The organism is Pantoea sp. B566, assembly GCF_024793925.1.
Taxonomy (GTDB): domain Bacteria; phylum Pseudomonadota; class Gammaproteobacteria; order Enterobacterales; family Enterobacteriaceae; genus Pantoea; species Pantoea ananatis.
Genome location: NZ_JANUQL010000002.1, coordinates 278,773 through 292,088, shown reverse-complemented (window position 1 = coordinate 292,088; position 13,316 = coordinate 278,773). Strand labels below are relative to the sequence as shown.

Below are 13,316 nucleotides of genomic sequence, written 5' to 3'. Positions count from 1 at the left end.
TCAGTTATGCAGTGAATGGTCGCACTGTCGTGCCTTTTGGCTGGAACAGTTCAGTGATGGCCCAGACCAGAGCATCCAGGCGGTCCGGCGATTTTTTTGCTGTTGCGGGCACATACTCCAGCAATTCGTTCTCGAGCCGGTAAAGGTTTCCGCGATGCGCCACCCGCCCCTGTTCATACAGCGCTGAAATCGGCTCTGCACGGGCAAACTTGCCCTTACTGGCATGGACACGGATGATGCGCCCGCGAAATCCAGCATTACGCAGCGTGTCTTCTGCCATATCTCCGCCCTGGTTGGTTTCAATCACAATCGCTTCAGCCCGATGTTCTTCGTAAGCCCGCATTGCCCGTTTAGCCCAGCCATTAGGTGTGAACTTGCCGGAGTAATCAGCATTAGCAGAAAAAAGCCGGTCATTACCTCGCCCGTAACTGCTTGCGACAACAATACCGGTTTCATCACTGTCTTCATTGTTAGTCGCCTGCGGGTCAATGGCGACAACCGTGCGGGATGGCTCTAGTGCAATCTCAAGCGTCCGAGCGTCGGACACCAATGCCTCAGTCCAGAGCGCACCCTCAGCGTTAAACCGTCTCGGGCGCTGCATGTACTGCGCTTCAGCAGTGCGTCGGTGCGAAAACAAAGAGATTCGATGCGATTCGTTGTGCTTATAAGGCCACAGCCAGCCGTCAGGCAGACCATGTTCGATCGGAATCGCGTGCGAGTTTTCCGGATACAGAGATAAATACGGCTCGCTGTTATCAATCAATACCGGCAAGTTGAGATGATGCCAGTGCTCACCACTACCGCCGCGCAACAGGTAACCGCTCAGGTCTTGGTAGTGGATACGCTGCATGATGACCACGATAGGCGTGGTCTCGATGGCCAGTCGGGAACGGATGGTCTCGTTAAAGCGGGTATTAACCCCGTTCCGTACCGTCTCACTAAAGGCGTCGTCAGGTTTGACCGGGTCATCCAAAACCAGACAGTTGTGGACTAGAACCTTACCATTCGAAAGAATAAAATTATGATTGGACCTAACTGACAAGCAATAGGTTTTACTGATATGACCGACGCTGCGAACGAACAATGGGCTCCTGCCAATGGATATGAGAGGATTTACGAAGTCAGCACTTATGGTCGCGTCCGCAGTTTGGACAGGCTGATAGTTTCCTCCACCGGGCAGAAGTACATGCTTCCTGGAGTTATGCTTAAGCTTCAATTGGACAGAAGGGGATATTATTGGGTGGGTTTCTCCATTCAAAGCAGAATCAAACGCAAATACGTTCACCAACTTGTTCTTGACACCTTTGCACGTCAAAAAAAACCTGGAGAGGAAGGGCGTCACCTTAATGGCTGCCCGACCGATAACAGACTTAATAATCTTGCCTGGGGTACTAAGGCTGAGAACATGGCGGATGCAAAGGCTCATGGAACCTTTCCGGTTCTTGAGCGGCGTCCGGGAGCCAAGCTTACACGTGCTCAGGTACGCACAATCTTTATCAGCAACGAATCGTCCTCTGTCCTTGCTCGCCAAAACGGAGTTGGGATAGGTGTAATTAGGCAAATTAAGCTTCGAGAGACCTGGGCATCTGTCACTGAGGGACTCACTCCCGACAGATACGAACGTCGAGGAACTTGGTTGAGTTCGGTTTCTGATGGAGCTCTTTTCGATAACACCCTGCCGATGGTTGAAACGGCCAAATTGCTCGGAGTGACTGTCGTTCAATTGAAAAGTATGCGGCGAACACGCCGGAAGCAGATCGCTGCTGGTAAGTAAATCTGCGCGAACATAACCCCTGCTTGTATAGATGCGATGATCTGGCGTGCATTGGAAAACAGTACCATCGGATAAACCCACCTCAACTATGTCGTTAGCTGGATTTTCCCACCAGCCAACGATTGGTTGCAGCTCAACATTGCCAGTTTCAATGTTGCAAGACCACACGTTGAAATCAGATCGAGACTCAACAAGTTCTTCGATTCGACGGGGTCCGCGTTCTGTTTCTACAAGCGTTCCAGCAGGAAAGCAGCCCTGCCAGCCCGGTTCCATATGCCCGGCACGAAAGCCGGTAACCTGTCCTGCCGCCGACGAGGCATACACCCCGCCACCGTATTCGGTCCACCACATGGCTTTACTATCAGCATCATCGCGCAGCGCCATCGGCCACATGCCCTGAAAGGCGGCAGACTTCACAATGCTGCGCGTGGTCGATGAGTTCAGTAACGCCAGGTTGTGGGAATAGGACAGGTGCATGAAGCGGGCACGGCGGTTCAACGCCAGCCCGCGGCCCATCATATTGATGGTGGCCAGTTCCGTCTTGGTATAGCCGGGCGGAACGTTGATGACAAGTCGCCGAATATCGCCATCAATCACCCGGTCCAACGTCTGTTGAATCACCTTATGATGGGGCGCGACAATCATTCTGCTACCGGTGCGCTGCTTAAAGAAGTAACGTGTAAAATAAAGCCCGTCCTCTTCGCACTCTATACGGCGTGCAGCATTCTTATATTCAGCAGTCGTCATCCTCCAGCATTTCCCGGCGCGCCTGCCGGTATTCCTCGCGAGTAAGCAGTGCAACATCCACCGGGCCACCGTCTTTACCCGTCAGCGCTTGAGTAGACTGTTCCCGGAATGCCTGCACTGAAATGTGTTTGCCGAGCAGTTCGAGATTTCTGACTTTGTCAGGCCACTTAATCTTTTTCAGTATGCCGACCATCTCACGCTCTTCGCCCCGGCCTTCAAACATCTCAGCCAGATCGAAACCGCTCAGGTACCGACGCCATGACACGGGCCATTGTGAGACGGGCTTAATGCTCATGTCATCGGTCATGATGTCGAGCACGTCCATCTGGTCAATTTCAACCAAGCGATGCAGCACATAATCTGCCTTTATCTCTACCCTTTCGTTACGCGCTGATTTAAGGTTAATAATACGCTGTGAAATATCAGGTTTCGTCAGGTTTTCAGAGCCGGTACGGTTTGCAGTCTTTTCGCTGTACCCCGCCCGAATGGCCGCTTGCGTGGCGTTCAAATCGATGAGGTACTCGCGACAGAACATTTCTTGTTTGTCGGTGAGTGCCATATTTAGCCTTTGGGATTATTTCGCTATGAATCTTTTTATATTTCGTAAGCTGTTTGATACAGATTCTGTCAGAAACGCCTTTATTGCATCAACTGACAGTGCAGACGATATAGGCGTAGTGCTAAGATTACACTTGGTCACAGAAAGCTTTCTTGAAGCACTTATTTGCTCAGCAATTCGTAAAGAGGACCTATTTGACACGGAACCTGAAGAAGGGAAGGCATTTAAATTAAATTATTTTAAAAAGCTAGAGCTGGCAGCCAAGTTTGGCCTCCCCTTGCCTTCATTTAAGGCATTGGATAAGTTAAACCTTTTAAGGAACAACCTAGCCCATAAAATCCAAAATGATTTTATAGAAAATAGCGTCATTGAATCTTTATCTTCTCATGTAAAATCTATTGGTGGAGAGGATAAGGTCCCTTTAGCAGAGGAAGCCGCTGAGTTTTTTAATGAAGATGGCAGCAAAAGAGCTACATATCGTTTAGTGGACGCTGATACACCAAACCGCGTCAAACTAATGATATTGATATCCTCTCTTATACGACGCACCACTGGGGAAACCTTAGGTTTCTATCAGCTTCATACCCATCATCAGTTCACTATGAAATCTACTTTAGACACTGCTCAGTAATATACTGCTGCAGGCCCGCTATTTGCTTTCCGGCGACTTCGATTCGCTGTCTGAGGGTGAAATAATCCTGTTGAGCGGCGTCAGTAAGTCGGGCGCTGGCTGCATCACCCATGCCGGAGGTGCCGGTGGCGTATTGCTTCGTGCAGGTGGCGTTGAGCTGCAGCCGGCGCCTGCCAGTAGCGACATCATCATGCAGTTGGTCGATAGTCGCTTTAGCATCGGCTAATTCCTTCGTGTATTTCTCATCAAGTGCGGCCACATCTCGCTGGCGTGTCTGTAAGTCGGTGATCGTGTCTTTTGCCAGACTGAGATTCTTAGTCGCGGTGTCACGCTGCGCCTTGTAGCCAATGGCATTGCCGCGGTAGTAGAGTGCAAATGCTGTCGAGGTGGCTGTAGAGATGATAATCACCAGAGCCAACGTCAATAGCAACTTAGCCTTTAAGGTCATCGCCGCTCTCTGTAAGGCAAAGTGCACGCTCGGTTTCTCGGCGTTTCATCAGCCCTTTCCACTTCCTGCCGCCGGCAAAGACCCAACGGCGCAGTTCATTGCATGCACCAACCTTATCACCGGCGTTAAGTTTTTTCAGGAGAGAAGATTTGGAGAAAGCTTCAGGTCCGACATTGTAAGCAAAGCTGTAAAGTGCGGCCCGCTGGTACCTGCTCAAGGGAATTGTCACCAGGCTATCCACTTTTGCCTGTATTGGCTTCAGGTCAGCATACAGGAGACTGTCACACTCCCGGTCGGTATAGGTCTTGTTTCTGACAATATCTGCGCCGGTATGACCGTCACAGACAGTCAGTACACCTGCGACGTCGCGATACGGGACATAACGCCGCCCTTCTAAACCATCCTGACCACCAAGCAGCGTCAGTGCCAGAGTGAGTGCACCCGTTCCGGCTGCGCCCAGAAGCCTTTTGCGCAGGACCGGAGAAATGGTCATGCTTCAGTTGGTCTTATCCTGGCATTCGCATCGAATTGCCTGAATTTCAGCGAGCGTCGCTTTCCGTCTGTAATACCAGTTGATGATACAGGTCACAGTGGCAATGCTGATGCCCGTTAAAACGCCCACCGCACTCCACTCCTCCGGGCTGAAATAGGTCAGGACACCATGCAGAATCTCGCCCACAGATACACTATATGCGACACCAGTTGTCAGTTTGCTCATCAGGTTTTGCCACGCAGAGAGAGGAGGAATGGAGCGAAAGGATGGTCCGGACAAAGTTTCTGCGCGACAGACCAAATGAAAAAGCCCTGACAAAAATGTCAGGGCTCAGGAAGCGTTCTGAAGAGTCATTAACCCATCATTGGGTGTAATTTAACACAAAAAATGGAAAAGTAAATAGCAGCCTATATCATAGCTAGCGCTTATATCGCTCACGACTTAGTGATATTCAAAAGTTGCTTTTCAGCCCAGGCTTCTTCTCTGTGTAACTCTGTAATCAGGAAATTCAGCAACTGCTTGACGCTTTTGTTCCAGGTATCGAGCGAAATAGCCTTCGTTACCTGAGATACAGCCCTGAAAACAACAACAGACGCAACGCGTTCATAACCTCGCCCGGAGCACCGCTTGCAGGGCTGATAAACCGGCACACCCTGCGACTGACTTTTCATCCGGTTCATCGAAAGCCCACGTCCCTTACAATCCTTACAGGCAGCACGAATCGTCCCCTTTCCACCGCATTTACTGCAGAGTTTTCCATTCCTGACGCCGGTACTTTTGCAGCCATGACATGGCGACTCAGTGTCTGGACCCCGCGCGTAATCAAGAAATGCATAATGAGCGATAATCTCAATAACAGCTTCTCGTTTTTTCTCACTCAGGCTTACGAGCGACGGATAGCGGGATGACTCTCTGAGACCGGTGGCCTTGAGCAAACGGATTGCGCGCTGCCTGTCGTGACGACTGAGGTTCATCTTGGCGAAAAAGGCGCAATAGCCGAGGGGCGCACGTTTTAGCGTCATACCCAGCGCAGCCATAATATCGCTGCCATTCATTGCATTGGGTGAGAGGGAAGAATGAGTGATAAAGGGCGTAACGGTGCATGGACTATGGTACTTAACAACACTTTCAAGTTTCATGGGATGACTCTGTGCCGGTAAGGGATTCACCGGCACTATGAGTCGCTTCGCGTTCATTTTTCTGAATGTCAGCTGTTACGTCCTGACGAGTGAAAAATGAATTTCCGCACATATTTCTCTTTCGGCAACTGGCTTCGGCTTTTTCCAGTCACCCTACACCACAACTCGATGAGCGCTTCACCGGTATGATGCCGGGGGCTTGCGCCTTTTTTCCACCCGATAAGCGTGGAAGCAACTACATCCAGTTCTTCCGCGATGTCCTGCAAAGAATAACCGTGGCGGCTAATGTCTGTAAGAAGCCGGAACCAGTCGGTTTTATGAATGTTTATGACGGGCACTTTACTTCCCCTGATGACTAAAGCCTGAGTAAATCTTTAAGATTTCTGACGCCGAGTTTGTTGGCACAGTTTTTTCGATGCTGATAGAGCGTTTTCGTCTCGATGCCAAGGTTCATTGAGTGGGTTCTTGCATCAATGCCGTTGAGGAAGCCATCGATCACGGAGAGTTCGCGCTTTGAGATTTTACAACGTACAGGCTGAGTATGCTGTTTGCTTAGATGATGCTTTAAAACCACCTTAATGGACTCAACTGGCATGGAAGCATCCATAACATCTTCAATCTCACAGAGTCGATTCAGCAACCCTTTCTTGCGCTGATTGAGCAGATCAAGACTGTCAGTAAAAACCAAAACATTTCCTTCCGCCTGCCAGGTTAACGTCAGAAATTTACTCAGCCAGCGTGGAAAAAAATCCCCATACTCTAGGCACAAAATGGCAAGTTCATAACAACTTGGAAATCTTTCGGAAGGGTGATTAAGCCGAAATTGTCTAACCTCTTTTGAGTATTGAACAAGCAGGTTTTTTTGAACGCATTCTGTTTCGATAAGTCTGAACAATCCTTGGTGCAGGATATTAATACTGCCATTAATAACTACGCCGCGCTCGTGGCTTTTCATATATTTATTCCCTTTTTATGAATGCTATGACTGACCAAAACCACCCTAAAAACGGCATCCATTACTACTCAAAATGCTCAAGACATTCAATGTGATCCTTTAGCCCGCAAATTATAGAAAAACCAGAACCCAAAGCTTACCGATTGAATACATTAGAAAAAACAACCAGCAACCTCTTAGTTAAGATAAACTTTCAGAGTCTTTTTAGTCCTTCATCCTAATAAAAAAGCAAAAGCTAAACCATTCTCACGAAATAGAATATTCAATAAGATACATATTCATATCGATTAAGAGGTATAAAGTCATAACGCATTATTTAATTGAAGCAGGCCTGTTGATAGGTCATTAAGGGAATAATACCTTCAAATTCGTCAAGAGTATATAATGACATGTTACAAGCCTTTTCAGGCGAAATTAAGCCACATAAAATTTTTTACGTTAAATATTCAATTTTTTCCAACTATACAGAGGTACTTTTAATATTAGAAAATCATAAAATTTAATGACAGATGCTGTGGCGGGGTAAAAAAAAGGGGCCAGGGGGCCCCGCAATCAAAGTTGAATTTGCTAATGAAGAATGAAGGTTCGGGTGCCTTTCTTCTTTCAGTAGATTTATCGTCAACAAAGACCATAACTTTAGAGGGTAGCAACGAAACCGGAGGCGATACTGTAGTTGAAGAATGAGAGCGCTCTTACCTCAACTCCTGACTCTCACTCAGAGCTTAAATTGCCAAATGTCGCAAGTAATTACCTGCAGTATCTCTTTGGATTTTGATAGTCAGCACGGGAATTTAATTAAAGTCATAACAGAAATTAGGCCACTGCAATTTTGTCTGTTCCTTCCAAGCAACAGCTATCAGTGAAGACCTTTGTTTCAACTATGCCCGCGTAGCCTCCAGCTCAACCACTGGTCCAGTTCGGGTTCGGCAAGAGGTCGTGAATAAAAGAAGCCCTGTGCGTGATCGCATCCATACTTCATTAAAGTCTCAACAGTTTCCGCATTTTCCACCCCTTCAGCCAGCACTTCATAGTTCAATTCCTTAAGCATGCTGATGATGCTGCGAGCAATAATGCGCGATGCTGTATCTGATGAGAGTCCGCTAATTAGTGAACGGTCGAGTTTGATAACATCTAACGGAATACGCCGTAGGTAGTTAATATTGCTGTGACCAGCACCAAAATCATCAAGCGAAATGCTGAAACCTTTTAATCTGAGCGCTTCAAGTGTCTTTATCGCAGCAGCGTTTTCGATGATTTGCTCGGTTTCCAGGCATTCAATCCCCAGCAATGAAGCTGGAAGCACTGCCCTGGTCATTTTCTGTGCCAGCATGTTGGCAAATTCCGGACGAGCGAGATCCTGACCGCTGACGTTCAGCGAGACAGGCAACTGGACAAAGTTATTGCGAAGCCGCACAAGGCGTGCAATCACCCGATCTACCACCCAGTCAGTAAGGTCACTGAGTAACTGCGTCTGCTCAGCAAGAGGAATAAAAGCAGCCGGTAAAAGCTCGCCGAACGTCGGATGACGCCAACGTATAAGCGCCTCAAGCACAACAGGAATGCCGCTCTGGAGAGAAATTTTAGGTTGGTAAACCAGATAAAGACCAGTGTTATTGCTCAAAGACAAGGCCAGATCGTTAAGCAGGTTAAAATCGCGTGTGCGACGAACGTCTGATGCTTCACTGAAACGCTCCCAGGCAATCTTATTTCCAACGGCTTCATGAAGCGCGCTTACAGAACGGCGAAGCACCTCTTGTGAGGGCAGCTCGTCTGCAAAGAAGTCAACTTCACCAGCGCGAGTGGTCAGAGCGACACTAAGACCATCACCCATATCAGCATGAATGCCCTGAAGCCTGTCCACCACCCATGATGAATTGATTTTGCTGTCAGCACGTGTAAGAAGAGCAAACCTTCCTGTGACCACAGTATAAATCGTATCGTTTGGTGCTGGCCTCAGGCGAAGCGGCATGAGCGTAGCTACGTCTTTAAGCAGGTTTTCCACCGGCTCTATTCCCATTGAACGCGCCAGCTCGTAAGCATGTGAAACATCGATACAGTCAATCAGTATCAGCCGCCTTGGCGTTTTATCACCTGCTGCTTTCAGGTACTGAAGGTCACGCATGAGGCGCTGGCGGTTTGGCAGAGATGTCACGGGATCGATAAAGCTTGTAGAGTGCCATGCCTCTAAGAAAGACATAATCAGTGCAGCTAAAAGTTTAAGTGTGGCAACTTTATCATTACCAAAATCATGAGGGGTTTTATCGGTTACACAGAGCGTGCCCAGAATGACGCCTTCGCTATTCTTTAACGGCGTGCCGGCATAGAAACGGATATATGGCGCGCCGGTTATCAATGGATGGGTTCGGAACCGTTCATCATGCAGAGTATCTGGAACCACCATTATTTTATCATTATCTACAACATGCCTACACAGGGAGTCAGCGCGCGATGATTCCTTGAGATCGAAATTTCGTGCTGCTCTGACGTACTGTCTCTCATCATCCAGCACGGAAATAAAACTACCCGATATACCGAGAGCCTGACTGGCAAGTCGCACGAACTTTTGCAGTACATCATCCCGGCTTTCGTCAGGCCTGCGCAATGTTTCGATGGCTCGAAAGCGGCGTTCTTCATCACCAGTAAGATTGGTCAGCACGTGTCTCAGTCCTCCGCGTCACCCTTGGTTCGGCGCGAAAAAAATCAAAATGAAAGCTATTAATACAGCTTCCCGCAACAATATGATTTATAAAATACATAGAGCTTTTAGTGGTATTTTTATATATCAGTCTTTTTTTTCGAGTGTAGTGAAACCCATAGATATAGTTAGACAGCAAACCATTTAGGGGAAAACTATTAGTTTATCTTTTTATTATTTTTATTGATTTCCATTAAGTAATGTGCGGCCTAAATTATGCACCCACACATTATAATAGTTGATGGCTTTTCCAGCTTTTAAAATTGTAAGTAAATTCTCATGCACGACACGCCCATCTTTTAGATGCATCAAAAGCCTATCTCGGATTTCCCAAAGTATTTACCCTCAAGATTAAACCCTCAAAATTTTCCGGAAAAGTCTGTTTTGTATGTTTTGCTGGACCTGAGACTATACTCTATAAAAAACAACATAAGCTACCGCCAAGAAGCGGCAGCATAGTCCGAGTCGTCGGACCCTTTAAAACCAGGTAATGAGGAGTATGCTATGTTAGGAGACAACGAAAAAGTGACGAATGTTGTCACTGGTGAAGCCCTTTTATCGTTGATCAAAGAAAACGCAGTTGTCAGTAACGAATCTCTTGCATCACGTCTGCAGTTTTTTCTGAGAACTGAGAAAGATGCTCAAAAACGTAGGGCAATACTCAATGCACTTCAGGCGATAAGCGTCTTGTCCGAGCATCCTGAGTCATGTGCCAATCTCAAAAAATCTGTTGCGCACATTTTCCCCCCTTCCGGGTCGATACACTGATACCAAAACTACCAAACCGTCTTGTATGACGGTTTGGTAGGAACATGACCATATTTACTTAGGGGCATTCACCTTATTTCGCAATTGGTAGGTCAGTGATTCGGGTCGTGTAGGCTGGCGAAAGCATGTCGCGTTTCATCGCCCAACACTTTTCAATCCCCTGACCCGCAAAAAATAAGCTAGCTTTACCGCTCTGATTGAGTCCATCGATGACTCGCATCAGTGTCTCACTGTTGGCATGGGGCCGATACTCATCAAACAGATTGAGCTGAACAATCCCCTGGCTGTAAAAATCGCTCAGCATGACGCCTGCTTTCATATAGCGGTGTCCGTCCATCCAAACCTGGTCGAGCGCCTCTACTGCCATACGGATGATGTCACGCGTATCATTAGAGGGGGCAAGCAGCTTACCTGTCGCCTGATTCCCGTAAAAGACCTCACCCTCTGCATGTGGACTGGTTCGGACAAAAACAGCTATCTGTTTACAATACTGTCTTTCTTTTCTCAGCTTTTCGGCCGCGCGTTCAGAAAATGAACATACGGCCTGCCGCATATCCATATATTGAGTAATTCTCGAGCCGAAAGAACGTGAGCATACAATCTGCTGTTTAGTAGGGGCAAATTCTTCCAGCTCCAGACAAGACTCCCCACGCAGCTCTCTGACGGTACGCTCAAGCACAACATTGAAATGCTTACGGATGATGTAGGTGCTTTGCTCCGCGAGATCTCTGGCTGTGGTAATACCCATGGCGTTGAGTTTTTTGCTGATACGCCGACCTACACCCCAAACGTCCTCAACTGGCACAAGCGCCAGCAATTTTTTCTGCCGTTCGATATTAGAGAGGTCAAGCACTCCTCCAGTTTTAGCCCATTTTTTAGCAGCATGGTTAGCTAATTTGGCCAGCGTTTTGGTCTGCGCAATACCCACGCCGACTGTCAGGTGTGTTTCCATTTTAACTCTGGCGCGCACCTTCCTACCCAACTCCTCAAGTGACGTCAGCCTCTCTATACCATCCAGGCACATGAAGGCCTCATCAATCGAATAAATCTCTACAGCCGGAGCCATATCTTCAAGCGTTGTCATTACGCGGTTACTCATATCAGCATACAGCGCATAGTTGGAGCTGAAGACATGAACGTTTTGCCGTCTGAATTCATCCTTAAGCTTGAAATAAGGCGCCCCCATTGGTATCTGTAACGCCTTTGCCTCCGCTGAGCGGGCAATGACACAGCCATCGTTATTACTTAGTACCACGACGGGTTTTCCACGGATGTCTGGCCTGAAAATCGTTTCGCAACTCGCATAAAACGAATTTACGTCAACCAAGGCAAACATCAGATGCCACCGTTTGGATTGAAAACCTGAAATATCCTTTCCTCACCTTATGCAGGAGAGATATCACGAAAGGTTGTCGTATGGGTTTCGATCCATTCGTTAGCCGCCCGAAGCGTGTACTGCCAGTTAAGCCGTTCGAGCTCACGTACGAAATCGAGCGTGCTGAGTGTGTAGCGACCTTTAACGTCACGTTTCATTGCCTGCCTAAAGGCGATCATAATTTCGTAGTCACGGGGCATTTCAATGCCCTCCAATAATTACTGTATATAATTACAGTAAAATCAAACTTAGTAAATGATCAAGCCGCCTCGGTTAGGAGTTTTGTAAAGCTGTTGGCTGGAAAGGGGTTTTTGTGCGGGAATAAAATGCTTGGTGCAACTTTAACCAAAACTTACCCCCTGCCACAGAAGTAGTTCTGAATCATAAATGTATGTCCTGCCCTGATTCAAACAGCAAGGTTGCGCCCCATTCATAAAAATCTGCGAGTGTGTTGTTCCGGCCAATTTCAGGTCAATCTAAAACCTATCCACTGAAGAAAATGGTGGTGTCTAGGGCAAAAAGAGTCCCCAGACAAAATTTTTATGAAACTCTTCAAGACATACCATGTGACTGAAATGTGCATGTTCTAAAGAGAAAACCACTTTATGAATCTAATAATGATATTGTCATCAACCAAAAAATGGCAATATTTAACACCCCTGCAACACGCCATTTAATTATATTAAAATCAGCAATTTACGATGATTTTCATTTTTGTTATTAGCTATAGTTTTTTATTATTTCATTCGCAAACATGATTCAATCAAATTCAGCTTAAGAGGCCCTCCCAATTTTGGTGGGACCGATTCAACGTTAAGCGGCTAAATTCTCAAAAGGAGATAAACATGCCAACATGTATAACTGAATTGACAATTCTTAATGAAGGAGAACTGGTCATAAGCCTTGAAGATGGAAGAACATATTACGGTGCGCCACTAGCTGGCTCAATGGGCTACGCCATGCCCACCTTATTCAAAAAAGAGGTAAAACTCAGCCTTAAAAGCAGTTTGGATTTGAAGGATTTATATAGAGCTTATTATGCTCGCATGATATATAAAACCCGAAAAGACAGGCCAGTAGATAATTTAATTATTAGTCTTTATACCGTTCCGTGTTTGAGTGATTCCTCGTTGTTAGCTGAGATACGAATGAATATTAAAGAAACTGAACACAGTGTAACTGCCAGGACAGCAGGACTGTGGGCCCCGTTAGACGAAATAGGGGACAATGATCTCTGATTGAGAGAAAATAAAACTTGAATATAAAAGTGCGTAATATACCCGGCCTTTATCGGCAAACCGTTGAAACAAATTTGCTTATATAAAGACAGAGTATAACGCACTTTTCATGTCGCTGTAATGGTTGAGCAATGCAAAAGCATGCTTTTAACATACAATTCATACATTTACTTTTTGGAGTAGTAATGGAAGGAGATAAAACACATACAGTAAAAATGTGGTTCGTTGCTGGCTGGGATTTAGAAAATAAAAAATTATTTCAGATAGATGAAGAAGATACCTCACTTAATAAATAATGATGTTAAAATTGAAAAAAATTTATGCCTTGTTAAGGAATATAAGAAACTAAAAAATCTCAACCTGTTACCTGAAGGGGCATATCATTTTTCTTACCAAGAATTAAGAAACTGTTGAGCTTAACTGACTATCTGCATCTTGTATCAACAACTCCGTATGTTTATTCCCTTGTCGCACCTTCTTAAGGCGGTTAGCCC

Annotated in this window: 14 protein-coding genes and 2 pseudogenes; 4 read left to right on the top strand and 12 right to left on the bottom strand. The window is 46.5% G+C overall.

The window, feature by feature from the left end:
- Positions 1-4: 4 nt before the first annotated feature.
- The 3 genes and pseudogenes from NYE92_RS01405 to NYE92_RS01390 all read right to left on the bottom strand — a co-directional run.
- Positions 5-979: pseudogene (locus NYE92_RS01405) on the bottom strand (DNA-packaging protein); the annotation flags it as partial.
- Between the two features lie 6 nt (positions 980-985).
- Positions 986-2,521, bottom strand: a pseudogene (locus tag NYE92_RS01400) (hypothetical protein); the annotation flags it as partial.
- Complete coding sequence (locus tag NYE92_RS01390) at positions 2,508-3,080, bottom strand: terminase small subunit (protein ID WP_116584903.1); 573 nt, start codon at positions 3,078-3,080, stop codon at positions 2,508-2,510. The pseudogene NYE92_RS01400 and the gene NYE92_RS01390, both read right to left, overlap by 14 nt.
- A 25-nt stretch (positions 3,081-3,105) precedes the next feature.
- Here NYE92_RS01390 and NYE92_RS01385 point away from each other — a divergent pair, with 25 nt between their 5' ends.
- Positions 3,106-3,711: a hypothetical protein gene (locus tag NYE92_RS01385; protein ID WP_133242602.1), complete on the top strand. Its 606-nt coding sequence runs from the start codon at positions 3,106-3,108 to the stop codon at positions 3,709-3,711.
- On the opposite strand, the gene NYE92_RS01380 is transcribed toward NYE92_RS01385, so the two are convergent.
- The 7 genes from NYE92_RS01380 to NYE92_RS01350 all read right to left on the bottom strand — a co-directional run bounded on the left by NYE92_RS01380 (position 3,689) and on the right by NYE92_RS01350 (position 9,402).
- On the bottom strand, positions 3,689-4,159 hold the full coding sequence (locus tag NYE92_RS01380; RefSeq protein WP_029569586.1) for a lysis protein: 471 nt from the start codon (positions 4,157-4,159) through the stop codon (positions 3,689-3,691). The genes NYE92_RS01385 and NYE92_RS01380 overlap by 23 nt on opposite strands.
- Entirely contained in the window at positions 4,143-4,646 is a 504-nt protein-coding gene (locus tag NYE92_RS01375) for a lysozyme (RefSeq protein WP_029569587.1), read from the bottom strand. Before NYE92_RS01375 ends, NYE92_RS01380 begins: the two co-directional genes overlap by 17 nt.
- Positions 4,647-4,655: 9 nt before the next feature.
- Positions 4,656-4,877 (bottom strand): phage holin, encoded by a 222-nt coding sequence (locus tag NYE92_RS01370; protein WP_029569588.1) that lies wholly within the window; start codon positions 4,875-4,877, stop codon positions 4,656-4,658.
- 209 nt (positions 4,878-5,086) lie between these two features.
- Positions 5,087-5,791 (bottom strand): antitermination protein, encoded by a 705-nt coding sequence (locus tag NYE92_RS01365; protein ID WP_029569589.1) that lies wholly within the window; start codon positions 5,789-5,791, stop codon positions 5,087-5,089.
- A gap of 68 nt (positions 5,792-5,859) precedes the next feature.
- Positions 5,860-6,129: a hypothetical protein gene (locus tag NYE92_RS01360; RefSeq protein ID WP_029569590.1), complete on the bottom strand. Its 270-nt coding sequence runs from the start codon at positions 6,127-6,129 to the stop codon at positions 5,860-5,862.
- Between the two features lie 17 nt (positions 6,130-6,146).
- Complete coding sequence (locus NYE92_RS01355; RefSeq protein ID WP_029569591.1) at positions 6,147-6,746, bottom strand: LuxR C-terminal-related transcriptional regulator; 600 nt, start codon at positions 6,744-6,746, stop codon at positions 6,147-6,149.
- Positions 6,747-7,620: 874 nt separating this feature from the next.
- Positions 7,621-9,402 (bottom strand): GGDEF domain-containing phosphodiesterase, encoded by a 1,782-nt coding sequence (locus NYE92_RS01350; RefSeq protein ID WP_259018418.1) that lies wholly within the window; start codon positions 9,400-9,402, stop codon positions 7,621-7,623.
- Positions 9,403-9,945: 543 nt separating this feature from the next.
- On the opposite strand from NYE92_RS01350, the gene NYE92_RS01345 reads away from it, so the two are divergent.
- Positions 9,946-10,209 (top strand): hypothetical protein, encoded by a 264-nt coding sequence (locus tag NYE92_RS01345; protein WP_029569593.1) that lies wholly within the window; start codon positions 9,946-9,948, stop codon positions 10,207-10,209.
- 73 nt (positions 10,210-10,282) lie between these two features.
- Here the strand turns inward: NYE92_RS01345 and umuC are convergent, their stop codons facing one another.
- Positions 10,283-11,545, bottom strand: coding sequence for a translesion error-prone DNA polymerase V subunit UmuC (gene umuC, locus NYE92_RS01340; RefSeq protein ID WP_259018417.1), 1,263 nt, complete (start codon positions 11,543-11,545; stop codon positions 10,283-10,285).
- 47 nt (positions 11,546-11,592) lie between these two features.
- Complete coding sequence (locus tag NYE92_RS01335) at positions 11,593-11,784, bottom strand: DNA polymerase V (protein WP_259018416.1); 192 nt, start codon at positions 11,782-11,784, stop codon at positions 11,593-11,595.
- 645 nt (positions 11,785-12,429) lie between these two features.
- Between NYE92_RS01335 and NYE92_RS01330 the strand changes: the two genes are divergently transcribed.
- Positions 12,430-12,822 (top strand): hypothetical protein, encoded by a 393-nt coding sequence (locus NYE92_RS01330; protein WP_029569596.1) that lies wholly within the window; start codon positions 12,430-12,432, stop codon positions 12,820-12,822.
- A 131-nt stretch (positions 12,823-12,953) separates the two neighbouring features.
- Positions 12,954-13,118, top strand: a complete 165-nt coding sequence (locus tag NYE92_RS01325; protein ID WP_161780561.1) for a hypothetical protein — start codon at positions 12,954-12,956, stop codon at positions 13,116-13,118.
- The last annotated feature ends 198 nt before the right edge of the window (positions 13,119-13,316 follow it).

What these genes read in the sequence shown, in the direction of transcription:
- NYE92_RS01390 (WP_116584903.1), bottom strand. Translation starts at nt 3,080, where the DNA reads ATGGCACTCACCGACAAACAAGAAATGTTCTGTCGCGAGTACCTCATC.
- NYE92_RS01385 (WP_133242602.1), top strand. Translation starts at nt 3,106, where the DNA reads ATGAATCTTTTTATATTTCGTAAGCTGTTTGATACAGATTCTGTCAGA.
- NYE92_RS01380 (WP_029569586.1), bottom strand. Translation starts at nt 4,159, where the DNA reads ATGACCTTAAAGGCTAAGTTGCTATTGACGTTGGCTCTGGTGATTATC.
- NYE92_RS01370 (WP_029569588.1), bottom strand. Translation starts at nt 4,877, where the DNA reads ATGAGCAAACTGACAACTGGTGTCGCATATAGTGTATCTGTGGGCGAG.
- NYE92_RS01365 (WP_029569589.1), bottom strand. Translation starts at nt 5,791, where the DNA reads ATGAAACTTGAAAGTGTTGTTAAGTACCATAGTCCATGCACCGTTACG.
- NYE92_RS01355 (WP_029569591.1), bottom strand. Translation starts at nt 6,746, where the DNA reads ATGAAAAGCCACGAGCGCGGCGTAGTTATTAATGGCAGTATTAATATC.
- NYE92_RS01345 (WP_029569593.1), top strand. Translation starts at nt 9,946, where the DNA reads ATGTTAGGAGACAACGAAAAAGTGACGAATGTTGTCACTGGTGAAGCC.
- umuC (WP_259018417.1), bottom strand. Translation starts at nt 11,545, where the DNA reads ATGTTTGCCTTGGTTGACGTAAATTCGTTTTATGCGAGTTGCGAAACG.
- NYE92_RS01335 (WP_259018416.1), bottom strand. Translation starts at nt 11,784, where the DNA reads ATGCCCCGTGACTACGAAATTATGATCGCCTTTAGGCAGGCAATGAAA.
- NYE92_RS01330 (WP_029569596.1), top strand. Translation starts at nt 12,430, where the DNA reads ATGCCAACATGTATAACTGAATTGACAATTCTTAATGAAGGAGAACTG.
- NYE92_RS01325 (WP_161780561.1), top strand. Translation starts at nt 12,954, where the DNA reads ATGCAAAAGCATGCTTTTAACATACAATTCATACATTTACTTTTTGGA.